Origin of the sequence: Pseudomonas sp. ACN5, from assembly GCF_002303975.1 — a bacterium.
GTDB lineage: Bacteria > Pseudomonadota > Gammaproteobacteria > Pseudomonadales > Pseudomonadaceae > Aquipseudomonas > Aquipseudomonas laurylsulfatiphila.
In genome coordinates, this window is record NZ_MRCP01000014.1 from 1 (window position 1) to 24,074 (window position 24,074).

General features: G+C 60.2%; 19 protein-coding genes. 8 read left to right on the forward strand and 11 right to left on the reverse strand.

The annotated features are described in order from the left end of the window. The first annotated feature begins 457 nt into the window (after positions 1-457). Positions 458-2,425, forward strand: a complete 1,968-nt coding sequence (locus BSF40_RS23345) for a hypothetical protein (protein ID WP_095966956.1) — start codon at positions 458-460, stop codon at positions 2,423-2,425. A gap of 171 nt (positions 2,426-2,596) precedes the next feature. Here BSF40_RS23345 and BSF40_RS23350 read toward each other — a convergent pair whose 3' ends face one another. The 5 genes from BSF40_RS23350 to BSF40_RS23375 form a co-directional block, all read right to left on the reverse strand. Then, positions 2,597-3,364, reverse strand: a complete 768-nt coding sequence (locus BSF40_RS23350) for an SDR family oxidoreductase (RefSeq protein WP_007976320.1) — start codon at positions 3,362-3,364, stop codon at positions 2,597-2,599. A gap of 170 nt (positions 3,365-3,534) precedes the next feature. Further along, positions 3,535-4,602, reverse strand: coding sequence for a phosphotransferase family protein (locus tag BSF40_RS23355; RefSeq protein ID WP_095966957.1), 1,068 nt, complete (start codon positions 4,600-4,602; stop codon positions 3,535-3,537). A 144-nt stretch (positions 4,603-4,746) separates the two neighbouring features. After that, positions 4,747-5,712 carry a 2-hydroxyacid dehydrogenase gene (locus BSF40_RS23360; protein WP_095966958.1) on the reverse strand — a complete coding sequence of 322 codons (966 nt, stop codon included), beginning with the start codon at positions 5,710-5,712 and terminating at the stop codon, positions 4,747-4,749. A 326-nt stretch (positions 5,713-6,038) separates the two neighbouring features. After that, positions 6,039-6,626 carry a TetR/AcrR family transcriptional regulator gene (locus BSF40_RS23370; protein ID WP_095966959.1) on the reverse strand — a complete coding sequence of 196 codons (588 nt, stop codon included), beginning with the start codon at positions 6,624-6,626 and terminating at the stop codon, positions 6,039-6,041. 27 nt (positions 6,627-6,653) lie between these two features. Next, entirely contained in the window at positions 6,654-7,037 is a 384-nt protein-coding gene (locus BSF40_RS23375; RefSeq protein ID WP_095966960.1) for a tautomerase family protein, read from the reverse strand. A 364-nt stretch (positions 7,038-7,401) separates the two neighbouring features. Between BSF40_RS23375 and BSF40_RS23380 the strand changes: the two genes are divergently transcribed. Both BSF40_RS23380 and BSF40_RS23385 read left to right on the forward strand, forming a co-directional pair. Continuing rightward, positions 7,402-8,682: a serine/threonine transporter gene (locus BSF40_RS23380; RefSeq protein WP_095966961.1), complete on the forward strand. Its 1,281-nt coding sequence runs from the start codon at positions 7,402-7,404 to the stop codon at positions 8,680-8,682. Positions 8,683-8,798: 116 nt separating this feature from the next. Then, the gene (locus BSF40_RS23385) at positions 8,799-10,451 is read left to right on the forward strand and encodes a SulP family inorganic anion transporter (protein WP_095966962.1); all 1,653 of its coding nucleotides are present in this window, start codon (positions 8,799-8,801) and stop codon (positions 10,449-10,451) included. 174 nt (positions 10,452-10,625) lie between these two features. On the opposite strand, the gene acnB is transcribed toward BSF40_RS23385, so the two are convergent. Further along, positions 10,626-13,226 carry a bifunctional aconitate hydratase 2/2-methylisocitrate dehydratase gene (gene acnB / locus BSF40_RS23390; RefSeq protein ID WP_095966963.1) on the reverse strand — a complete coding sequence of 867 codons (2,601 nt, stop codon included), beginning with the start codon at positions 13,224-13,226 and terminating at the stop codon, positions 10,626-10,628. A 454-nt stretch (positions 13,227-13,680) separates the two neighbouring features. Here acnB and BSF40_RS23395 point away from each other — a divergent pair, with 454 nt between their 5' ends. Further along, on the forward strand, positions 13,681-14,151 hold the full coding sequence (locus BSF40_RS23395) for a DUF1289 domain-containing protein (protein WP_095966964.1): 471 nt from the start codon (positions 13,681-13,683) through the stop codon (positions 14,149-14,151). A gap of 130 nt (positions 14,152-14,281) precedes the next feature. Here BSF40_RS23395 and BSF40_RS23400 read toward each other — a convergent pair whose 3' ends face one another. Next, on the reverse strand, positions 14,282-15,145 hold the full coding sequence (locus BSF40_RS23400; RefSeq protein WP_095966965.1) for a universal stress protein: 864 nt from the start codon (positions 15,143-15,145) through the stop codon (positions 14,282-14,284). Positions 15,146-15,307: 162 nt separating this feature from the next. Here BSF40_RS23400 and BSF40_RS23405 point away from each other — a divergent pair, with 162 nt between their 5' ends. Further along, positions 15,308-15,916: a tRNA-(ms[2]io[6]A)-hydroxylase gene (locus BSF40_RS23405; RefSeq protein ID WP_007976299.1), complete on the forward strand. Its 609-nt coding sequence runs from the start codon at positions 15,308-15,310 to the stop codon at positions 15,914-15,916. A gap of 192 nt (positions 15,917-16,108) precedes the next feature. Here the strand turns inward: BSF40_RS23405 and BSF40_RS23410 are convergent, their stop codons facing one another. Together BSF40_RS23410 and BSF40_RS23415 are read right to left on the reverse strand one after the other, a co-directional pair. Next, the gene (locus BSF40_RS23410; protein WP_095966966.1) at positions 16,109-18,352 is read right to left on the reverse strand and encodes a TonB-dependent siderophore receptor; all 2,244 of its coding nucleotides are present in this window, start codon (positions 18,350-18,352) and stop codon (positions 16,109-16,111) included. 107 nt (positions 18,353-18,459) lie between these two features. Beyond that, a complete protein-coding gene (locus BSF40_RS23415; protein ID WP_095966967.1) occupies positions 18,460-18,948 on the reverse strand; it encodes a GFA family protein in 489 nt (162 codons plus the stop codon). A gap of 341 nt (positions 18,949-19,289) precedes the next feature. On the opposite strand from BSF40_RS23415, the gene BSF40_RS23420 reads away from it, so the two are divergent. The 3 genes from BSF40_RS23420 to BSF40_RS23430 all read left to right on the forward strand — a co-directional run bounded on the left by BSF40_RS23420 (position 19,290) and on the right by BSF40_RS23430 (position 22,499). After that, on the forward strand, positions 19,290-20,174 hold the full coding sequence (locus BSF40_RS23420) for a LysR substrate-binding domain-containing protein (RefSeq protein ID WP_095967103.1): 885 nt from the start codon (positions 19,290-19,292) through the stop codon (positions 20,172-20,174). A gap of 100 nt (positions 20,175-20,274) precedes the next feature. Then, a complete protein-coding gene (aguA, locus tag BSF40_RS23425) occupies positions 20,275-21,399 on the forward strand; it encodes an agmatine deiminase (protein ID WP_095966968.1) in 1,125 nt (374 codons plus the stop codon). Positions 21,400-21,401: 2 nt separating this feature from the next. Then, positions 21,402-22,499 (forward strand): extracellular solute-binding protein, encoded by a 1,098-nt coding sequence (locus BSF40_RS23430; RefSeq protein ID WP_095966969.1) that lies wholly within the window; start codon positions 21,402-21,404, stop codon positions 22,497-22,499. A 132-nt stretch (positions 22,500-22,631) separates the two neighbouring features. Here BSF40_RS23430 and BSF40_RS23435 read toward each other — a convergent pair whose 3' ends face one another. Both BSF40_RS23435 and BSF40_RS23440 read right to left on the reverse strand, forming a co-directional pair. Next, the gene (locus BSF40_RS23435) at positions 22,632-23,249 is read right to left on the reverse strand and encodes a DNA-3-methyladenine glycosylase (protein ID WP_095966970.1); all 618 of its coding nucleotides are present in this window, start codon (positions 23,247-23,249) and stop codon (positions 22,632-22,634) included. Between the two features lie 4 nt (positions 23,250-23,253). Further along, positions 23,254-24,066, reverse strand: a complete 813-nt coding sequence (locus BSF40_RS23440; RefSeq protein WP_095966971.1) for an isocitrate lyase/phosphoenolpyruvate mutase family protein — start codon at positions 24,064-24,066, stop codon at positions 23,254-23,256. Between the last annotated feature and the right edge of the window lie 8 nt (positions 24,067-24,074).

A 24,074-nucleotide genomic window follows, 5' to 3' on the forward strand; every position in this document is an offset into this window, starting at 1 on the left:
ACCCCCTCCAGCGGTCACGCCACCCCCTCCTGTACGCACCTGCCAGGCCATGGATAAAACCGATGTACTGGGCGATGTGCGCGCTGAAAATGGCGAGGTGACCCGAGTCACCACCACGACTCGTTGCGTTACGCAGTAAACCCGGGCGCGATGTGCAGCAACCTCGACCTGCTCGGGGTGATGGTGATTGCTTTCATCGTCGCCCTGGGTAGAGCGGGACCCGAGATCTGCTGATTGGCGCCACGCCTGCCGAGGCCGTGGCCGACTCGATGCATTTCTGCCGAGGTACGGCGCCGATTCAGTCACCTTGAAAAACGTGAACGACTTGTAGGCCATCAGCGGTTTTTATCGCAGCTTGGTCTAGTAGCCCTGTCAGTTCTGGCAGTTTTCGGTATATCGATTTTTCCTGATAGTGAATGGACTGTTTTTTGTCCAACGCTAAAAAGGAAACGTCGTCATGACCGACGAATTAAAAGCTGCATCCGTTGCATCAAGCCTTTGGGACCAAGCCACGTTGTTGATCAATGGTAATAAAGTGGAATGGGGTACGGCACCTGTTTTGCTCCGTGGGCAGGAGAACGTAGTGACGGTGGAGGCCCCACCCGCAATCGCCAGGGCGTTGAATCTGGGGCTGTCTGAGGATGGCGGTTTGAGCATCGCTGCATCGCCGGATTTTGGCAATTGGGTGGCCCCCGTCGATGGCAAGTTCACTTGGAAGATTACGCCGGACACTGGCAAGAGCGGCCGTGTCACCCTGGTGTTTTTCAGCAGGGAAGTGCTGGAGTCGTGGGAGCACCGAAGCCTGGTGATTTCGAGCAACCTGGCGGATGAGGCAGACGTGAAGATCGGCGGCGTCGCCGTGCCTGCCGGGGGTAATTGGTTTTACCGGGGCAAGGTGCAAACGGTGACGTTGACTCCCAAATCAGGCAGCCCGCTGGCCGGCCTTCCGGTCAAGCTGACCTGCGCAATCAAAAGTGGCCTGGATGTCGCCAACGTGGTGAGTGCACCGGCCTTCGGCAGTGAGCAACCCACGTATAGTTGGAGAGTGACGGGGTATACCAAAAGCGGTACTTTCGAGCTGAAGCTGTCGGGAAAGGGCATGACTACGCCTATTACCCTGCCAATCAGTAAGTTGCTGTCGAACCATTTAGCTGACGAAGCTGTTGTCAACATTGGCGGCGTCGCTGTACCGGACGGAGGTAATTGGTTTATCCGTAATCAAGCCCAGATCGTCACACTGAGACCCAAGTCAGATAGTCCATTGGCAGGCTTACCGGTCACGTTGACCTGCACAATAAAAAGCAACCTTAATCCTGCCAACGTGGTGAGTGCACCAGGCTTTGGCTCTGAGCAAACTATGCATAGTTGGAGGGTGACGGGGAATACCAACAGCGGTACTTTTGAACTGAAACTCTCAGGGCAGGGCATGATTACACCAATTACCTTGCCAATCAGCAAGTTGCTGTCCAACAACCTGGCGGATGAAGCTAATGTCAAGATTGATGGTGTAGCGGTGCCCGCGGAGGGCAATTGGTTTTTCCGGGATAAACCGAAAACTGTCACGTTGACTCCAAAACCCGGCAGTCTACTCGCTGGCCTTCCGGTCAGTTTGACCTTTGCAGTCAAAGGTGGGCTCAGTCCCGCCAATTTAGCCAGTTCGCCTGCATTTGGCAGTGAGCAAACTGGCTATCGGTGGGACGTAGTGGGGAACACCAAAAGCGGTGCTTTTGAATTGAAGTTGTTGGGTAAGGGCATGACTACGCCTATTACTCTTCCAATCAGCAAGTTGTTGTCGAATAATCTGGCTGACGAAGTAAATGTTTTGATGGACGGTAAGGAGATTTCCAATGTTGACATCCCGAACCTGAGGAGAGAATGGCATACATTTACATTGGTCCCGAAGTTGTATAGCCCGTTGGCCGGGTACCCGTTGAGGCTACAATGGATCAAAGGAGATGGAATTGAGTCGGGGGATCTGGAATTTCGGCCGCAAATAAACACAGAGTCTGTTGTCTATAGTTGGCAGGTTACTGGTTCTTTCACGAAGTCGGGGAGTTATGAACTCGGATTCCGTGGGGCAGGATTCAGTGAAATGCTGGTGTTGCCTGTTATTAGGCAGATAGTTCCAAAGTACTATGTGAATGGAAAGGAGCTTCTTGATCTTACCGATTTTATTTTACCTGATAGGCCGTATTCTTTAAGTGTGGAGGTTTCAGCTGGAGTGTCGAGCATATATGTCAAAAATAGCCCTAATGAGTTCATCTTTAATCCTCCTTTGAATCGGTCGTTTCCTGTAATTAATGGAAGGGTGGAGTGGACCTTTTCATCTCCAGCTGTCGGTTATGTTTTAGATACGCTAACTTTTGATTATTCATCTGTATATACGGCGCGGGAAGATGTTTTGCTTTTTGGTCGACCGTCTTAATTTGCTCGCTAAACAATTATTGCGCATAGTTAAAAAACGGCAGTGTCATGAGCCCGCTGCATAACAGGGGCTCCCGCTCGCAAGGCAGCCAATCGGCTGCCTTTTTTTCATATTCTGGATCAGCAAGAAGCCAGCACGGGTTGCCTTTCCTGTTTCATTCGCTGACTCGCATCAGGACAGAAACCCACCATCGACATTCAACGAAACCCCAGTGGTATAGCTCGAAGCATCGCTGGCGAGGTAAAGCACCGCCCCCGCCATTTCACTCGGATCCGCCACCCGCTTGAGCGGAATCTGCTGCAAGGCGGTGTTCAGAATGGCTTCGTTTTTCACCAGTGCCGAGGCGAATTTAGTATCGGTCAGACCCGGCAACAGGGCATTGCAACGGATCCCGAACTGCGCGCACTCCTTGGCAAACACCTTGGTCATGTTGATCACCGCCGCCTTGGTCACCGAGTAGATGCCCTGGAAGATCCCCGGTGAAACGCCGTTGATCGAAGCAACGTTGATGATGCTGCCGCCGCCGTTTTCGCGCATCAGCTTGCCGGCTTCGACCGACATGAAGAAGTAGCCGCGGATGTTCACGTCGACGGTTTTCTGGAAGGCGCTGAGGTCAGTGTCCAGGACGTTGCAGAACTGCGGGTTGGTCGCGGCGTTGTTGACCAGGATGTCGAGGCGGCCGAACTGTTCCTTGATGCCGGCGAAGACCTGGCTGATCTGTTCCATTTCGCCGATGTGGCAGGCGATCGCGGTGGCCTTGCCGCCGGCGGCGATGATGGCGTCGGCGACGTGTTGACAGCCTTCGAGCTTGCGGCTGGAGACGATCACGTGGGCGCCTTGCTGGGCCAGCAGTTTGGCGATGGCTTCACCGATGCCACGGCTGGCGCCGGAGACGAAAGCGATCTTGCCGTCGAGGTCGAACAACTGAGTCTTGGACATGGGATTCCCTTTTAGAAAGTCTTGTTATCGAGTCAAATGCCGGGGTGTCGCTGAGGCTGTTGGGTAGGGGCGGCTTGCTGCGTCTGGTCAGTGAACGGGTGTTATCGTTCACGATCTTCGCGAGCGAGCTCGCTCCTACAGGGGTTGTGTGTAATCGAACAGAATCAGGGTCACAGGCTGGATTTCTGGATCACCTGCAAGCTCATCTGCTCCAGCAGCTTGTTCATGTGAATGAACTGCGCGAAGCGTTTGTCCTGGGTCTGGCCGTGGTAGAAGCGGTAGTAGATCTGCTGCACGATGCCGGCCAGGCGGAACAGGCCGTAGGTGTAGTAGAAATCGAAATTGTCGATCTGGATGCCCGAGCGTTGGGCGTAGTAATCGACGAACTCGCGGCGGGTCAACATGCCCGGCGCGTGGCTTGGCTGGCGGCGCATCATCTGCACCGGTGCCGGATCATCGGCTTCGATCCAGTAGGCGAGGGTGTTGCCCAGGTCCATCAGCGGATCGCCCAGGGTGGTCAGTTCCCAGTCGAGCACGCCGATGATCTGCATCGGGTTGTTCGGGTCGAGGATGACGTTGTCGAAGCGGTAGTCGTTATGCACGATGCTGGAGGTCGGGTGGTCGGCCGGCATCTTGTCGTTGAGCCAGGCTTTCACCGTTTGCCATTGTGGCGCATCGGGGGTCAGGGCCTTCTCGTAGCGATCGCTCCAGCCTTTGATCTGGCGCGCCACGTAGCCTTCGGGCTTGCCGAGGTCACCCAGGCCGTAGGCGTTGTAGTCGACCTGGTGCAGTTCGACGAATTTGTCGATGAAGCTCTTGCACAGGGCTTGGGTTTTCGCCGCGTCCAGCCCCAGCTCCGGCGGCAGGTCGGAGCGCAGGATGATGCCGTTGACCCGTTCCATCACGTAGAACTCGGCACCGATCACCGATTCGTCGGTGCAGTGCACGTAGGCTTTCGGGCAGTACGGAAATCCGTCGCGCAGTTGATTGAGGATGCGGAATTCACGGCCCATGTCGTGAGCCGACTTGGCCTTGTGGCCAAAGGGCGGTCGACGCAGGACGAATTCCTGCTCGGGGTATTCCAGCAAGTAAGTGAGGTTCGACGCGCCGCCCGGGAACTGGCTGATCTTCGGCAAACCGCTGAGCCCCGGTATATGGGCCTTGAGGTATGGATCGATCAGGCTGGCATCGAGCTCTTCGCCGGTGCGGATACGGGTGGACTGGTCAGTAAGCGCCATGCTTATCCCTTCTGCTTATTCTGGAGGCCTGAAACTATTGGCTAATCTAATGCGCACACCCCGCACCCACAACCGCGATCGGCTCTTATAGGTGAGCGTGTTGCCGGCCAATCATTGTTTTTGATACAGCTGTTTGAATTGCCCTCAATGAACGACCCGACTCATGGCCGGCGGCAAGTCGATCGGCGTCAGCACCGGTTGGCTGGAGAAAAACGCCAGGAGGTTCTTGCCCACCAGTTCGACGGTGCCCTGGGTGGCTTCCGGGGACAGTCCGGCGACATGGGGTGTGAGGATCACGTTACTCAGGGTCTTGAGCGCATCCGGCACCTTCGGTTCGGCGTCGAACACATCCAGCGCGGCGCCGGCGATCCGGCGTTGCTCCAGGGCGGTGATCAGGTCGGTGGTGGCAATCACGCTGGCCCGGGCAATGTTGACGATAAAACCCTTGGGGCCCAAGGCGTCGAGGACCTGGCGATTGATCAGGTGCTTGGTGCCCAGCCCGCCTGGCGTGGCGACGATCAGGAAGTCCGAGGCGCGCGCCAGTTCGGTCGGCGTCGAGCAGAACGTGTAGGGCACATCGCGGCGACGTTGGCGATTGTGGTAGCAGATGCTCATGTCGAAGCCGGCGCCAGCACGCTTGGCGATGGCCATGCCGACCGCGCCGAGGCCGAGGATGCCCAGGCGTTTGCCCGCGAGGGAAGGGCGCATGATCTTCGGCCACTCGCCGCGCCGAACGGCGGCGTCACAGCGGGGCACATCACGGACCAGCGATAGCAGCAGCGCCATGGCATGGTCGGCGACGGACGAGGCGTTGACTCCGGCACCATTGGTGACAGTGATGCCCCGGTCAGCGGCGGCCTGCAGGTCGACGTGTTCATAACCGGCGCCGATCACGCAGATGATCTTGAGTTTGGGTAGCGCCGCGATTTCATCGGCATGCAGCCCCAATGGTCCACGGGTCAGGACGGCGTCGATCTGCCCGGCGTGGCGGGCGATGGCTTCGGCACGCTCGGCGGGCGTCGGGGCCAGTATCAGGTGGAAGCCCTGATGTTCGAGGATAGGCAGGTAATCATTGATGGTTTCAACCAGTACCAGAACGGTTACAGGCATGCTTGGCTCCCTGTGGGCATCGGAAAAACGGCTCGAACTTCACTTGAGATTGCTGATTTCAGGATAGCTTGGCAACCGCCGGCGATGGTCGTTAACGATAACGCGTGTGAACCGGATAAACGCGGCGCACTTGAGTCCATCGCCAGCAGGCTGGCTCCTACAGTTTCAGCGTGGGCACGGTCCTTTGTGGGAGCTGGCTTGTCGGGTCGCCGCATCGCAGCGATGGTCGTTAACGATAACGCGTGGGAACTGGATAAACGCGGCGCGTTTGAGTCCATCGCCAGCAGGCTGGCTCCTACAGGTTCCGGGAATGCGTGAAGGACCTTTTATTTCGATGCTGAGAGTGCTGCCCGGGCCGCCTCGAGAATTTCATCCGACAGTGGATCGCCGCGGGTCGCCCGGGACAACATCAGCGCGCCGAACATCAGCGAATACTGGACCAGCGCCTGTTGCCGTTTGTCGGCCTCGTCTTCGGTGTCGAGCAGTGAGCCCAGGGAATCGAGCAGGTTGTTCAGGCCCAGCAGATAGGTTTGACGCAAACCGCTCTCGGCGGCCTCGTGGCACATGTCCCCGGCAAAGGCCACTACCGGGCAGCTGTCACCCGGATTGTCCCGGCTTTCGCTGGACAGGTACGTTTCGACCACGGCGCGGCGGGCGGTGTCCTTGCTCTCCTGATCGGCCACCCGTGCTTGCCAGCGTTGCGCGGCTTGCTCGAAAGCCCGGCCACTGGCCTCCTGCGCCAGGGCTTCGCGGGATTCGAAGTGCCCGTAGAAGCCGCCGTGGGTCAGGCCTGCGGCGGCCATCACATCGACCACGCTGATCCCGTGCAAACCGCGTTCGCGGAACAGCCGCGTGGCGGCATCGACGATGGTCTCGCGGTTGAGGTCGGCTTGTTTGCGGGAAACGCGGGGCATGGGTCTTTCTCGATTTCAGGTTGAATATCAGAGGGCGTATTGGGCAATTCCGTTGCCGAACGACCAGTTCTCTTTTTTGACTTCCACCAGATTGATGAAAACGTCCTCCAGACGCACGCCCAGCTCTGTGTGAAGGCTTTCGGCGATGGTTCTGTAGAGGCGTTTTTTCTGCTCGACGGTTCGCCCCTCGCTCATGGTGATCTGGATCACCACCAACTGGTCCGTGCGGTCGATACCCAGATAACCGGGATCAAAGATGAAATGCTGCTCATCGTGTTCGGCGAGTATCTGAAAATTATCGTTCTCCGGCACGCCGATGGTGCTGTGCATGGCGGCGTAGATCAGTTGGCCGATGCGTTTGGCGTGGGTGGGGTCCTGATGTTTTTTGATGTCGACGCGAACCAGTGGCATGGGAAGACTCCAGGAGGAATGCAGGTTGTTTAAAAATACATGATGGTAGACCTTTATCAAGTGCGGATGATGAAATGCCGATGGAGATCTCGAAAACAAACAGAAACCTGTGGGAGCGGGCTTGCTCGCGAATGCGGTGTGTCAGACACATCAATGCTGAATGTGCCGCTGTCTTCGCGAGCAAGCCCGCTCCCACAAGGGGGGACTTTCGTCAATCTGGTACCACCGTTCCTCACCTAAGTCTTTGCTTCTGTTCACTAATCCTCCAGAATCGCGCCCCTGTTCCGGTCAGGGCGCTGCCTGTCGGGTATTCCGACGCGTTCTGACCGGGTGGCAAGTGACCGGAATGTGGAGATCCCACCGGATGAATGATCAGGCCAATAGCGTCAACAAACGCTATGTAGCAGCAACACCCGCAACGCTTTCGAGCTGGAATCGCCAGGACACCACGTGGATGCTGGGCCTGTTTGGCACGGCGATTGGTGCGGGCACCCTGTTTTTGCCGATCAATGCGGGCCTCGGCGGTTTCTGGCCGCTGCTGATCCTGGCGTTGCTGGCCTTCCCGATGACGTTCTACGCGCACCGCGGGCTGACCCGTTTTGTGTTGTCCGGTCGCGAAGGCGCCGACATCACTGAAGTGGTGGAAGAACATTTCGGCATCAAGGCCGGTGCGCTGATCACCTTGCTGTACTTCTTCGCCATTTTCCCGATCCTGCTGATCTACAGCGTGGCCCTGACCAACACCGTGGGCAGCTTCCTCGAGCATCAACTGCACATCACGCCGCCGCCGCGCGCCGTGCTGTCGCTGGTGCTGATCCTCGGCCTGCTGGCGGTGGTGCGTTGCGGTGAGCAACTGATCGTCAAGGCCATGAGCCTGATGGTCTATCCGTTCATCGTCGCCCTGCTGTTCCTGGCGGTGTACCTGGTTCCGCACTGGAACGGCGGCATCCTGACCACCGCCAGCAGCGTGCCGGCACCGTCGGCGCTGTTGCACACCCTGTGGCTGGCGATCCCGGTGATGGTGTTCTCGTTCAACCATTCGCCGATCATCTCGGCCTTCGCCGTGGACCAGAAGCGTCGCTACGGCGATCACGCCGAGGAGCGCAGCTCGCAGATCCTGTCCCGGGCGCACCTGTTGATGGTGGCGATGGTGCTGTTCTTCGTCTTCAGTTGCGTGCTGACCCTGTCGCCAGCGCAACTGGCTGAAGCCAAGGCGCAGAACCTGTCGATCCTGTCGTACCTGGCCAACCACTTCAGCAATCCGACCATCGCCTTCGCGGCGCCGTTGATTGCCTTCGTGGCCATCTCCAAGTCGTTCCTGGGGCACTACATCGGCGCCAGCGAAGGTCTCAAGGGGCTGATCGTCAAGAGCGGCAAGCGTCCGTCCGCCAAGGCCCTGGACCGCATGACCGCCGCGTTCATGCTGGTGGTGTGCTGGATCGTCGCCACGCTGAACCCGAGCATCCTGGGCATGATCGAAACCCTCGGTGGCCCGGTGATCGCGGCGATCCTGTTCCTGATGCCGATGTACGCCATTCGCAAGGTGCCGGCGATGGCACGCTATCGCGGTCAGGCGTCCAACGTCTTCGTGACGGCGGTGGGCCTGGTGGCGATCACGGCGTTGATTTATTCGTTGAGCGCGTAAGATCAGGAGATCGTAGCCTTCGGCAGCTCCTGCAGGCTGCGATCCTTTGATTTTCAGCTACAGTGGCCGCTGCACGTGAAACGTGCAGCGGCTTTTTTTCGCCTGGAGACATTCGATTGTCGAGCGCCCCCAACGCAAACCCCACCGAGCAACCCAACCGTTGGCAGGACCTGTTGGCCGGGTTGTCGATAGCCGGCCTGTTGTTGCCCGAAGCCGTCGCCTATTCAAGCATCGCCGCACTGGCGCCCCAGGCCGGGGTGATTGCCTTGTTTGCCGGGTTGTTGTGTTATGGACTCTTGGGCAGCAGCCGCTTCGCCATTGTCTCGGCCACTTCATCCTCCGCCGCCGTGCTGGCCGCCGCGACCGCCACCCTGGCCAATGGCGACCCTGAGCTTCGCTCGACCCTGGCTATCGGCCTGGTGCTGGTGACCGGGGCGTTTTTCCTGCTGGCCGGGCTGTTCAAGCTCGGCAGCGTGACCTCGTTCATCGCCAAGCCGGTGCTGCGTGGTTTTGCCTTTGGCCTGGCGCTGACCATCATTCTCAAGCAGGTCGCCAGCGTGGTTGGCGTGCATCTGACCGAAGCCAACCTGGTGGGTTTTCTGCCGCAATTGCTGGAGCAACTGCCGCAATGGAACTGGGTCGCAGCCACGGTCGGCGCCGTGGCGTTGACCTTGTTATGGCTGTTCGCGCGGTTCCGGCACCTGCCGGGTGGTTTGCTGGTGGTGGTGATCGGCATCGCGGCGGGGCAGTGGCTGGACCTGCCGGCCTATGGCGTGAAGCTGATCGGCTTGATCGACCTGAGCCTGGAGGTGCCGAAGCTGCCGGTACTGCCGTTTGCCGACTGGTTGCGTCTGGGTGAGTTGGCGTTCGCCATGGTGATGATTTTGTATGCCGAGTCGTATGGCTCGATCAGTGCCTATGCGCTCAAGCACGGTGATCGCGTCACCTCGAACCGCGACCTGCTGGCGCTGGGTGCTTCCAACCTGCTGTCCGGTCTGTTCCACGGCATGCCGGCGGGCGCGGGGTATTCGGCGACCTCGGCCAATGAGGCTGCCGGCGCCACTTCACGCCTGTCCGGGATCGTGGCGGCGCTGGTGGTGCTGCTCATTGTCCTGACGGTGCTGCCGTATATCGCCCTGACTCCGGAACCGATTCTCGCCGCCATCGTTATCCATGCGTTGGGGCGTGGCTTGAGCCTGCAACCGCTGGGACGCTATTTCATCTGGCGCCGTGACCGCTTGCTGGTGATCTGCGCCGTGGGTGCGGTATTGCTACTGGGTGTGCTGGATGGCTTGCTGGTGGCGGTGGCGATCAGTGTGTTGCTGATGCTCAAGCAACTGTCGGCGGCGGATATCCAGATTCTCGGGCGCATCGATGGCGGTCACGACTTTGTCGACCTGCAACGCCATCCAGCGGCCCAGGTCGTGCCTGGTGTGTTGATTGTGCGGCCGGGTGAGGCGTTGTTTTTTGCCAATGTCGAGCGGATTCTCGGCGCTGCCTTGCACTTGATCCGGCATTCGCAAACGCCGATTCATACGGTGATTCTCAGTCTGGAGGAGTCGCCGGATCTGGATGGCACCAGCATTGAGGCGTTGCAGGCGTTTTTCGTGCATGTGCATGAGGAAGGCCCGTGCCTGATCCTGGCGCGCCTGAAGGACGACGCACAAGCGGCGTTGGCGGTGTTGTCGCAGGTGAAGGCTAACGGAGTGGTCCTGAGCGGGCTAAGTGTTGATGGCGCAGTGCAACAAGCCCTGAAGCCGAACGCATAACCCTGTGGGAGCGGGCTTGCTCGCGAAGGCGTCATGACATTCAGCATTGATGTTGACTGACCCACCGCCTTCGCGAGCAAGCCCGCTCCCACAGGGTTTTTGGTGTTTGAACTGGATGCATAAAAAAACGCCGCTCATCTCACGATGGGCGGCGTTTTTCATTGCGTTGCAGCGTTAGGCTTGAACGACCGGGATGTTGGCGTTCGCAGCAGCTTCACGGAACTCGGCGATCTGGTCGAAGGACAGGTAGCGGTAGACATCGGCCGCCATGCTGTCGATCTTGCCAGCGTATTCCATGTACTCCTCGACGGTCGGCAGGCGACCCAGGATGGAAGCCACGGACGCCAGCTCAGCCGAAGCCAGGTAGACGTTCGCGCCGTCACCCAGACGGTTCGGGAAGTTACGGGTCGAAGTCGACACAACGGTCGAGTTCGGCTCTACACGTGCCTGGTTACCCATGCACAGCGAGCAGCCCGGCATTTCCATGCGCGCGCCGGCCTTGCCGTAGATGCCGTAGTAGCCTTCTTCGGTCAGCTGGTGAGCGTCCATCTTGGTCGGCGGCGACAGCCACAGACGGGTTGGCAACTGACCCTTGACCTGTTCCAGCAACTTGCCGGCAGCGCGGAAGTGACCGATGTTGGTCATGCACGAACCGATGAACACTTCGTCGATCTTCTCGCCAGCAACGCTGGAGAGCAGGCGAGCGTCGTCCGGGTCGTTCGGCGCGCACAGTACAGGCTCCTTGATGTCGGCCAGGTCGATCTCGATGACTTCGGCGTATTCGGCGTCCTTGTCCGCTTCCAGCAGCTCAGGGTTGGCCAGCCAGGCTTCCATCGCTTGAGCACGACGTTCCAGAGTACGTGCATCGCCGTAGCCTTCGCCGATCATCCAGCGCAGCAGGGTAATGTTGGACTGCAGGTATTCGGCAATCGACTCTTTGGACAGCTGGATGGTGCAACCGGCAGCCGAACGTTCAGCCGAGGCGTCAGACAGTTCGAACGCTTGTTCTACGGTCAGTTTAGGCAGACCTTCGATCTCCAGGATGCGACCGGAGAAGGCGTTCTTCTTGCCTTTCTTCTCTACGGTCAACAGGCCAGCCTGGATCGCGTAGTAAGGAATGGCGTGAACCAGGTCACGCAGGGTGACGCCTGGCTGCAGTTCGCCTTTGAAGCGAACCAGGATCGACTCAGGCATGTCCAGCGGCATGACGCCGGTGGCTGCGGCGAACGCAACCAGACCGGAACCGGCCGGGAACGAGATGCCGATCGGGAAACGGGTGTGGGAGTCACCACCGGTACCGACGGTGTCTGGCAGCAGCATGCGGTTCAGCCACGAGTGGATGATGCCGTCGCCCGGACGCAGGGAAACGCCGCCGCGGGTCATGATGAAGTCAGGCAGGGTGTGGTGGGTGGTCACGTCGATCGGCTTTGGATAAGCCGCGGTGTGGCAGAAGGACTGCATCACCAGATCGGTCGAGAAGCCCAGGCACGCCAGGTCTTTCAGTTCGTCACGGGTCATGGGACCTGTGGTGTCCTGGGAGCCCACGGTGGTCATCTTCGGTTCGCAGTAGGTGCCCGGACGGACGCCGGTCACGCCGCAAGCCTTGCCGACCATTTTCTGTGCCAGGGTGAAGCCCTTGGTGCTTTCAGCCGGTGCTTCAGGCTTCTTGAACAGGGTCGAAGGTGGCAGACCCAGCTCGGCGCGAGCCTTCTCGGTCAGGCCGCGGCCGATGATCAACGGAATACGGCCGCCGGCGCGAACTTCGTCCAACAGGACCGGGGTCTTCATTTCGAAGGTGGTCAGGACTTCGTCGGTGCCGTGCTTGCAGACTTTGCCAGCATGCGGGTACAGGTCGATCACGTCGCCCATGTGCATGTTGGAAACGTCGAATTCGATTGGCAGTGCGCCGGCATCTTCCATGGTGTTGTAGAAGATCGGAGCGATCTTGCTGCCGAAGCAGAAACCGCCGGCACGCTTGTTCGGCACGTAAGGAACGTCGTCGCCGAAGAACCACAGCACCGAGTTGGTGGCCGATTTACGCGAAGAACCGGTACCGACCACGTCGCCGACGTAGGCGATCGGGAAGCCGGCGTTGCGCATTTCTTCGATCTGCTTCATCGGGCCGGTGACGCCTTGTACGTCAGGCACGATGCCGTCGCGAGCCATTTTCAGCATGGCCAGGGCGTGCAGCGGGATGTCCGGACGGGACCAGGCATCAGGCGCAGGGGACAGGTCGTCGGTGTTGGTTTCGCCGGTGACCTTGAACACGCGCAGGCTGATCTTGTCGGCCAGGGTCGGGCGCTTCACGAACCACTCGCCGTCAGCCCAGGATTGCAGCACGCCTTTGGCGTGAACGTTACCGTTCTTGGCTTTTTCAGCGACGTCGTGGAAGGCATCGAACATCAGCAGGGTGTGCTTGAGTTCTTCGGCAGCTACTGGCGCCAGTTCGGCGTCGTCCAGCAGGTTAACCAGGGTCACGATGTTGTAGCCGCCCTGCATGGTGCCGAGCAGTTCAACAGCGCGCTTCTTGTCGATCAGGGGGGATTTGGCTTCGCCTTTGGCGATGGCGGACAGGAAGCCGGCCTTGACATAGGCCGCTTCGTCCACGCCTGGCGGAACGCGGTCGGTGATCAGGTCAACGAGGAATGCTTCTTCGCCAGCCGGGGGATTTTTCAGCAGCTCGACCAGGCCTGCAGTTTGTTCGGCGTTAAGCGGCTGGGGAACGATACCCAGTGCTGCGCGCTCTTCGATATGTTTGCGGTAGGCTTCAAGCACAGTTATTACCCTCATCAGTGGTCCCAAATGGGTGTCCGGGACGCTCATCCCGAAATTGCCGTACTCATGCGCTGCATGGCGTTGTGAGCCACTTAGCCAGAATTACCGACAATTCCTTACAGAAGCTGCTTTCAAAGTTTTACGCCTGCAGAACGGGAGCTGATGAGGGTTGGCGTTGGGCTTTTCCCCGCTGGAAAAACCCCTCGCCAACACCGCTCTGAAGGAACGACTGTGCTCGTGACGCTTTGAAAACAGCTTCTAACGGACATTGGCGCCTAAAAAGGCAGGCTGATTCTACGGCAAAAAAAAATTTAAGGTAAGTCAGGTTTTATTGGACTTTGGTGGCGGCCGGTAAACGCCGATTTACCCATGGCCCTGAACTTTGAGGGGTGATCAATGGTGGACAAAGGACTAACATGCCGGCCTGTTCTGCTTTTTCGCGTTTTGCCTACCTATGCCCAATCAGACCATCAAGACGCCGTGCGTCGGCCTTTGCTCCACTGTTTACGGTGACCTGGTGTGCCGTGGCTGCAAGCGTTTCCACCACGAAGTGATCCACTGGAACGGTTACAACGAGGAGGAAAAGCGCGCTGTATGGCTGCGTCTTGAGCAATTGCTGTCGCAAGTGATGGCCGCCAAGGTGGAAATTTTCGATCCGGCGCAGCTGCGGATGCAGCTGGAGCAACGCAAGATCCGTTTCGTACCCCATCAGTCGGAATATTGCTGGGCCTACCAGTTGATCGCCCGGGGGGCGCGGGTGATCAACAACCTGGAAGCCTACGGGATGGTGTTGCTGCCGGAGTTTCGCGACTGGAACCTGCCGGAACTGCGCGATGCCATTGATCGGGAATTTTTCCTGCTCTCCGAGGCGCATTACCAGCGCTACATTGCGCCGGGGTTTCTGAAGGATGCGTTTGAAGGCTAAATTGTTAAAAAGCTTCGCGAGCAAGCCCGCTCCCACATTTTCCTCGGTCGTACACAAAAGTTGTGTCTGCTGAAGATCCAGTGTGGGAGCGGGCTTGCTCGCGAAGACGGCCTTTCAATCACCACATATCTCAGTGCTTGCCGGCAATCTCCTCAAGATGATCTTCGATCTCCTGCGGCTTGAGCACCAATACGTCACTTTCAACCGCATCGAGCACCACTTCCGCCGTATTGCCGATCAACGCGCCTGACAACCCGCTACGCGCCACGGTGCCGATGACGATCACGGCCGCCTGCAGCTTGTGCACCATGAACGGAATCAACACGTCCGCCGGACCTTCCTCGATGTGCAGGTGATCATCGTCGATGTCGAACTCGGCCTGGAACGACTTGCATTGCTCACGGTAGCGCGCCTGGATGGTTTCGCTGAGTTGAAAGGTCGGGTCGGCCGACGACAGCATCGGCGACGGGTGGGCGCTGATCACGTGCAAACGGGCCTTGGCCAGGGTTGCGATGTCATAGCCATGATCAATGATGGTGTTGTGCAGGTGGCGGTGTTCGAGGTCGGTGTTGCCGACGTCGATGGCTGCCAGGATCACTTTGTCTTTCCATGAGCCAGCGGTTTTCACCAGCAGTACCGGGGAGGGGCATTGGCGCAGCAACTTCCAGTCCTCGGGTGTCAGCAGGGCCTTTTTCAGGGCGCTGTCGGGATAGTGCTGCTTTACCACAAGACCGCAGCCTTCGGCTTGCTGCACATCGACGATGGTTTGATGCAGGCTCTGGTTCCAGGCCTGCTCAGTGGTGACGTTGTATCCGTCTCCCTGTAAAGCGGCCTTGAGCACACCCAACATGCCACTGTGATCATGCTTGGGGTCGCACACCAGCAGATGCAACTGCGCCTGGGTCACGCCGGCGATCAGCTTCGCCCGCTTGAGCGCGAGGCTTTCGGAGTGTTCGGGGTCGATGACCACCAGAATGCTGCGTACGGCTTGCATGAGCGCGATCTCCTGAAAATAAAAAAGCACGGCGTTGCACAACTATAGTTGCTGCCTGCGATTCGGGGACTTGATGCATATCAACGGTTGGCGACTGGTGGTCTGCGGGCAGGCCGGTATAATCGGCGCCCTTCGTTTTGAACCTATTTGTCCGTGAGCCCCATGATCCTTCCCGAAATTCACGAGTTCCTTGGCTGCCGCACTCCCGACGGCTGGGTTCAAGCCGCGCTGGCCGATCAGGAAACCTTGCTGATCGACCACAAGAACTGCGAATTCAAGGCCGCCAGCACCGCGTTGAGCCTGATCGCCAAGTACCATTCCCACGTCGACCTGATCAACATGATGTCGCGCCTGGCCCGTGAAGAACTGGTGCACCACGAGCAGGTCATGCGCCTGATGAAGCGCCGCAAGATTGCGTTGCGCCAGCTGTCCGCCGGGCGCTATGCGTCGGGTCTGCGCAAGGTGGTGCGCAGTCACGAGCCGGTGAAACTGGTGGACACCTTGGTGGTGGGCGCCTTTATCGAGGCCCGCAGTTGCGAGCGTTTCGAAGCACTGGTGCCGCATCTGGACGAAGAACTGGGCAAGTTCTATTTCGGCCTGCTCAAGAGCGAGGCCCGGCATTTCCAGGGATACCTGAAACTGGCCTACCAGTATGGTGACGCCAGGGACATCGCCCAGGTGATCGACAAGGTCCGCGCCGCCGAACAGGAACTGATCGAATCCCCGGATGTGGAATTCCGTTTCCATAGCGGCGTACCGGCCGCAGCCTGATCAACTGGTGCGGTTCTGACGCGCTCCCACATGGGATCTCATAAACGCCGGGATCCAGTGTGGGAGCGGGCTTGCTCGCGAAGACTGCGCAACAGTAAATATTGATGCTGCCTGACGCACCGCTTTCGCGAGCAAGCCCGCTCCCACAGGTATTGTGCTTGACTGACTGGCTTTTTTGTCAGGTCTTCAGCTTCAGAAATCCCACGTGGTGGTCAACATCACGTTGCGTGGTTCGCCGTAGTACGTGGTGTCGAAGTTGCCCAGGCCCGTCAGGTAGCGTTTGTCGAAGACGTTGTTGGCGTTGACGGTGAAGCTCAGGTTCTCGTTGAACTGGTAGCGGCTCATCAGGTCGACGAGGGTGTATCCGCCTTGCTTGATGCGGGTGTAGTCGCCCACGGTCGGGCTGTAGATCTTGCCGTAGAACGCGCTCTGCCAACTGATGCCGCCGCCGATGGTCACCTTGTCCAGTGCGCCGGGCAGGCGGTAGGTGGTGAACGTACGCACGACGTGTTCCGGTTTGCTGGTGGACAGCGGGAAGCCGAAGATGCGCTGTTCATCGGCGTCACGGGTGCGGGCGTAGGTGTAGCCGGCCGACACGTTCCAGCCTTCGGCCAATTCACCGGCCAATTCCAGCTCCACGCCTTTGGTGGTCGCGCCGTCAACGGCGTTGTAGATGCCTTCGTTGGTCACCGGGTTGGTGCCGATCGATTCAGCGAGGTTGTCTTGCTCGATGCGAAAGAAGGCCAGGCTGGCATTCAGTCGCCCTTCGAAGTAGGCGGCTTTCAGGCCGGCTTCGTAGCTGTCGCCTTCGACCGGTGCCAGGGTCGAACCGTTGATGTCCTTGTAGGTTTGCGGCTGGTAAATGCTGGTGTAGCTTGCGTAGGCCGAGTAGGTGTCGTCCAGGTCATACACCACACCGGCATAAGGCGTGACCACGCCATGCTCCTTGTAGCTGGCATGGGTATCATCGAGTCCCGCACCCGGATAGTACGAATAGTCTTCGTTGTACTTGAAGGTGCTCAAGCGGCTGCCGAGGATGATCGACAGGTCATCGGTCGCGTGTAGGCGCGTGGCCAGGTACAGGCCGTTCTGGCTTTGGGTGCGTTCGTACTTGCCGTTTTTCGGGAAGTCCTGTTCCGGCAGATCGCCGTTCCAGTCGTAGATGCTCCCCGGGACCATGGCGAAGGCACTGGTGTCGAAGGTCGCGCCGGTCTGGCGCGAGTGGGAGGCCATGAAGCCGGCCACCAGTTCATGCTCGCGACCACCCAGGGAGAAGGGGCCGGTGACGTTCACGTCAGCGGTGTTTTGCACGCGATGACCTTCCCAGCGACCCCAGTACAGAAACATGCCTTCACCGGTGGCACGGTCCGGGTTGCCGCCACTGGCCGAGGCCAGGCGAGTGTCGTGATCGGTGGTTTTCTGGTCGAACGTGGCCTTGAACGTCCAGTCGTTGGCCAGGGCCTGTTCCAGGGAGGCGAAGTAGGTGATGTCGTCGAAGTCGCGACGACTCCAGTCGGCGCCCGGGTTGAAGTGACGCGGGAAGTCGGTACGGCCGCCGTCCGAGAAGTACACCGGGTTGCCGGTCCAGGACGAGCCTCGCGGGGTGGCGCTGGACTTGTCGATGCCGAAGGTCAGCAGGGTGTCGGGTGTCAGGTCGGCTTCGAGGACGCCGTAGAACAGGTCCTTCTTCTGGCTGTAGTGATCCTGGTAGGAGTTCTTGTCGGAATAGGCGCCGACAAAACGGCCACGCACGCTGCCGGAATCGTTCAGCGAACCGGAAATGTCACCGACGCTGCGATAGGCATCCCACGAACCGACGGTGCCGCTGATCGACGCCTTGAATTCCTTGGTCGGCTTCTTGCGGATCAGGTTGACGGTGGCGGACGGGTCGCCCGAACCGGTCATCAGGCCGGTCGCACCCTTGACGATTTCGATGCGGTCCAGGCTGGAGGCGTCGTCGCCATTGCTGGGGTTTTCACCGTAGACGCCGTCATACGGGATGTTGATGCCGTCGTACTGGAAGTTGGTGATGGCAAAGCCACGGGCGGAAAACTCGGTGCGGTCACTGTCGTACTTCTGCGTCGAAATGCCGGGGGTGTTGCGCAGCGCGTCGCCGATGGTCTGCACGCCGCGGTCGTCCATCTGCTGGCGGGTGATGACGGTCACCGATTGCGGCGTTTCGCGGATCGACAGGGGCAGGCCGGTGGCCGAAGACGTTGAACCGGTGGTGTAGGAGTGGGTGCCTTCGGTGGTGGCGCCCAGCGCCTGGGCGGAAATGTTCGTTGCGCCCAGCTGCAGTACGCCGTCGTCCTTCGCCGGCTTCTTCTCGGCATCGGTTTCAGCGGCGTGGGCGGCGAGGCTCATCAGGGCGGCGGGCAGGGCCAGCGCCAGAGGGCACAGGGCAAAACGGAAACGGGCGACAAGCGGGTGCGACATGGGGATCCCTTTGCATCGAATCGATCGGTAGTTGAAGTGCTTCTGAGGGGTTAACCGAACGAAAAATGCAAAGGGGAACTGCCGCCTGAAAAAATTGATAATTGTTCTCAGCGAGCCAGGCCGAGACGCTGATGCCACTGGGCGATGGATTCTTCAGGGTACAGATCGAACTGCTGATCCCCGGGCTGCGCCTGGACCTCCACCCACGGTGCTTTCGAGCCGAGCATCAGGTGCGTGTGCTCCGGCGGCACCGGCAGTGGTGTGTCGATGGCGCAAGCGAACGGGTGAATCAATTCCGGCCACTGCGGGCTGAACAGCCACAGGCCCGAGCCGCAGACCGCACAGAAATGCCGCTCGGCGCTGCTGCTGTGGGCGCGTTTGTCGCCTTCTTCCTTGAGCCGCGCATGGTAAATCGCGATGTGCTTGCGCCCGCGCACCTTGAGGCTGGCGGCATCGCCACCGAGGTTGATCGCATAGCCGCCACCGCCCTGGGTCTTGCGGCAGATCGAGCAGTAGCAACGCTGGTACGGGTAGGGGTGGGCGCAGGTCAGGCTGAACGACACCGCGCCACAATGGCAGGAACCTTCGAGTTGCATGGGAGCCTCCGGCTGTCTTGAGCGTACCCGGGACAGCCTAGACCCTTAGCGTGAGTGGACAGGCGCGAAAAGCCAGGGTGATTTCGGCTTCGCCGCTTTGTGCGCGGGTCACGTCCAGCATGTGCCGGGTGCGGGTGGATGTCATGGTCCATAAGGGAAGGTGATGGGAAGGTGGATTTGTGGTGAGTGGGCCGGCCCATTCGCGAGCAAGCCCGCTCCCACATTTTGAATGCGATCCCCTGTGGGAGCGAGCCTGCTCGCGAAGAACGATAACGCGGTCCCACTGGACGCCTGCCACAGGCCAAGTCAGCATGTCCGCCTCGAAACCGGGACACGACCTGATGCGACGACTACCTTCCCTGGCAGCCCTGCGAACCTTCGAATGCGCCGCCCGCCATGCCCATTTCGGCCGGGCGGCGGCCGAGTTGTGTGTCACCGACAGTGCGGTCAGCCACCAGATTCGTCAGCTCGAGGAGCAGCTCGGTGTGCCGCTGTTCGTGCGCGAAGGCCGGCAGATTCGCCCGACCCTGGCCGCCGGGCGCCTGATGCAGAGTTTGCAACAGGCGTTCGAACTGATTGGCGATGCCTGCGATGAGCTGCGCGATCCTTCATCGCTCGCGGTGCTGCGTCTGGCGGTGACCGCCGAGCTGGCGCAAAAGTGGCTGATGAGCCGTCTCACGGATTTCTATGCGCGCTATCCGCACATCACCCTGCACCTGTACGAACAACCGATCGACGCCACGGCGCCGGGGGAAGACATCGACCTGGCGATCACCTACGGCACCGGCCCGGTGGACAGCAGCGCGTATTTCGTCCGGCCGCTGCCGGCGTTGCAATTCTTCCCGGTGTGCAGCCCCGGCCTGTTCAACCTGGGCTCGCTGAAAACCCCGAAGGACCTGGCCCGCCATTGCCTGCTGCACGACGACCAGGACGGCAAGACCTGGACTGCGTGGCTCACCAGCCACGCCGGCGACCAGCGCCCCGACCGCCAGTTGTATTTCGCCCACGCCGGGCTTGCGCTGGAGGCGGCGGCGCAAGGGCAGGGCGTGGCCATGGGGGACAACCTGACGGCCCAGGAGGACTTGCTCAGCGGTCGGCTGGTACGGCCGTTTACCTCGAGCATGACCGCCCTGGGCCAATACGCACTGGTGTGCGAACGGGTGCGGCTGGAACGTCCGGCAGTCGCGCAGATGCTGGAATGGTTCAACGATCAGTTGCTCGATTGATGAGTTGAATTCAAGTATTCCGAAATAATCATCGTTGGCGAGCCTGTCACCAACGCCCTTAGCCTGTGGTCATTCCAATCCCTGATGAAGAGGTTTGACCATGGCCCGTTTGCTCGACACCACTCCCAAACAGGACGGTTTCCGTCTGCCCGGCGAATTCGAAGCCAAGTCCGGTTGCTGGCTCGGCTGGCCGGAGCGCACCGACGTCTGGCGCAACGGCGCCAAGCCTGCGCAGAAAGTCTGGGTGCAGATCGTCACCGCCATTTCCATGAGCGAACCGGTCACCGTGTGCGCCTCGGCGGCACAGTTCGCCACCGCGCGCCGCCAGTTGCCGCCGCAGGTGCGTGTGGTGGAAATGACCTGCAACGACACCTGGTTCCGCGACAGCGGCCCGTGCTTTGTGGTCAATGACCAGAGCGGCGAAGTGCGCGGCGTCGACTTTGAATTCAATGCCTACGGCGGACTCGACGGCGGCCTGTACTACCCGTGGGACAAGGACGACCAGATCGCGAGCAAGATCCTCGAAATCGAACGCTTTGACCGCTATCGCGCCCCCTTGATTGCCGAACTGGGCGGCATCCAGAGCGATGGCCAGGGCAGCATCCTCACCACCGAGCAATGCTTGCTCAACCGTAACCGCAACCAGCATCTGGGCAAGGACGAAGTCACCCGTCGCCTGACCGACTACCTCGGCGCCGAGCAGGTGATCTGGCTGCCGCGGGGCTGCAAGTTCGACGAAACCGATGGCCACGTCGACGACCTCGCCTGCTTCGTGCGCCCCGGTGAAGTGGTGCTGCAATGGACCGACAACCGCGACGACCCGCAGTGGGAAATCTATCAGGAAGCCTATGACATCCTGCGCAGCACCCGCGACAGTCGCGGCCGCGAGCTGATCGTGCACAAGCTGCCGCAGCCGGATGTGCTGCAATGGACGGCCGAAGAAGCCGAAGGGCTGGACCAGCAGGACAGCACCCATACCCGCCAGGCCGGGACGAAGATCTGCGCGTCGTACATCAATTACTACGCCGGCAACAGCGCCATCGTGGTGCCGCTGTTTGGTGATCGCAACGACAAGGTGGCGCTGGCGACCCTGGCCGAGCTGTTTCCGAAACACAGCATCGTCGGCATCGAAAACTCCCGGGAAATCCTCCTCGGCGGCGGCAACGTCGCGTGCATCACCATGCCGCAGTACGCCGGCACTGCTTGCAACAAAAAGGGAGTCTGACCATGGGCCTGCACAAACTGACTCAAGCAATACTGCTGGTGCTTGCACCCCTGTGTGTGCAGGCCGCCGACACCGCCAAGCCGGTGGTCAACCTGTATATCTGGGGCGAGTACCTGGCCCCGGACACCCTGAAAAACTTCGAGGAAAAAACCGGCATTCATGTGGTGGTCGATCACTTCGACTCCCTGGAAACCGTCGAGACCAAGTTGCTCACCGGCCACAGTGGCTACGACCTGGTATTGACGGCGGGGCAGCACCTGTCGCGCGCCATCGAGAGTGGTGCGGTGCAGACGGTCGACAAGCAGCAACTGCCGCATTTCGCCGGTGTCGGCGAGGAGTTCCGCCAGCACATGGCGATGTTCGATCCGGGCAACCGCTATGCCGGGATCTACGCCTGGGGCACCACGGGCGTGGGTTATCAGGAACAGGCCGTGAAACAGCGCCTGGCCGACGCGCCGACCGACAGTTGGGCGATGCTGTTCGACCCGGCCGTGGTCTCGAAATTCGCCGATTGCGGGGTGAGCCTGCTCAACGATCCCAATGAAGTGTTTGCGGCGGTCATGAAGTACATGGGGCTGGACATCAATCGCCAGAACCTCGACGACCTGAAACTCGCCGAGCAGCAACTGGCGAAGATTCGGCCGTACATTCGCTACTTCGACAACGACCTGAACATCAGCGACTTGGCCAACGGCAACACCTGCGTGGCGATGTCGTGGAACGGCAACGTGGGCATCGCGGCGGGCCAGGCCGAGGCAGCGGGCAAACCCTATTCGCTCAAGTACCGGATTCCGAAGGAGGGCACGTTGATCTGGTTTGATGCCATGGTCATTCCCAGGGATGCGCCGCATCCGAAGGCCGCTCTTGCCTTGATGGACTACCTGATGACCCCGCAAGTGATCGCGCCGATCACCGACACCATCCATTACGCCAATGCGATCACGGCGGCCGATGGCTTGATCGACCCGGCGATCCGCAATGATCCGGGGACGTATCCACCGGCCGCGGTCAAGGCTTTGCTGTACAGCAAGAATGACAATGGCAAGGCATTCAACCGGGCGTTGATCCGGGCGTTCAGTCGGTTGAAGTCGGGGTTGTGATTGGCCCTTGATGGTGTGTTGACTGGACTGACGTCTTCGCGAGCAAGCCCGCTCCCACAGTTGACCGCGATCTCATTTGAGAACTCGGTCAACTGTGGGAGCGGGCTTGCTCGCGAAGAACGATAACGCGGTTTACTTGTTTGGAACCCGCCACAAATACCAGGAGGCCACCGTCCGATACGGGCTCCACGCCGAGCCGATCTCGATCATCTGCTTGCGCGTCGGCTGCACCTCCAGGCCCTTGAGCCGGCGATAACCCTCGCGCACGCCAAAGTCGTCGGCCGGCAGGATGTCCGGGCGTTCCAGGCTGTAGATCAGCAGCATCTCCACCGTCCAGCGCCCGACGCCGCGCAACGTGATCAACCGCTCGATCAGCGCTTCATCGTCCATGGCCAGCGCCGTGGCGTAATCCGGCACCACGCCGTCCAGCGCTGCCTGGGCGATACCCTGGATGGTCGCGATCTTGCTCGCGGAAAACCCGCAACTGCGCAATCGGTCGAAGTCCGTGGCGACGATCTGTTCAGGCCGGGGAAAGGCACCCGAACCGAACAGCGCCAGCAGCCGCCCGACAATCGCATCGCCGGCCTTGGCGTGCAGTTGCTGATAGGCAATCGCCCGCACCAGCGACTCATAGGGATCACGCGCCGCATGCGGCTGGTGCAGGCACGGGCCGATGGCGTCGATGTGGCGGCGCCAGTCGTCATCGATGGCGGCCAGGAACTCACTGGCGGCCCGATAGCCGTCGGCCATGGGCTCAGGCGTTCCCGGACGGTTTCAACAGGGCGTTGATTTCGCCATAGGTGAAAGCCTTCAGGTTGTGGCTATCGAACTTGCCGGTTTGCAGAAAGCTTTGGGCAATGCTGGCCATGGCACCGTAGAGGAATTCGGCGATGCCGGAACCGGCGCTCAGACGGCGTACGCCGAGCGTCTCAAGCACTTCGGGCGACGGCAGGCCCGGGAACCCCAGCACATTCAATGGCAACGAGGTGCCGTGGCACAGCGCCTTGATCTCGTACTCGGCGGTAACGCCCGCCGCAAACAGGCCATTGGCACCGGCCGCCTGATACAGCGCGGCGCGCCTGAGGGTCTCGGCGACGCGGTCTTCGGCAGGCACCAGGCCGCGCAGGTAGACATCGGTGCGCGCATTGATGAACAGGTTCACGTTACGTCGATCGGCCACCTGGCGCGCGGTTTCAATCTTGCGGATCAGCAATTCCGGTGGCGAGGAACCGTCCTCGATATTGATCCCGACCGCGCCGGCGGCGATCACCGCGTCAACCACCTGTGCCACCCGCTCCAGGTCATCGGAGTAACCGGCCTCGATGTCCACGGTCAGCGGCACCGAAATGACCCGGGCAATCGACTCGACGGTCGAGACCAGTCGCTCCAGGGGCAGGGTGTTGCCGTCCGGATAGCCATGCACCCAGGCCACCGCGGCGCTGCTGGTGGCCACCGCCTTGTTGCCCAGTTGCTCCACCAGTCGCGCCCCGGCGGCATCGGCGACGTTGGTGAGGATCAGCAGACCCTCGTGATGCAGTTGGTGCAGTTGATTGTCGAGTCTGTCCATCGAGTGTC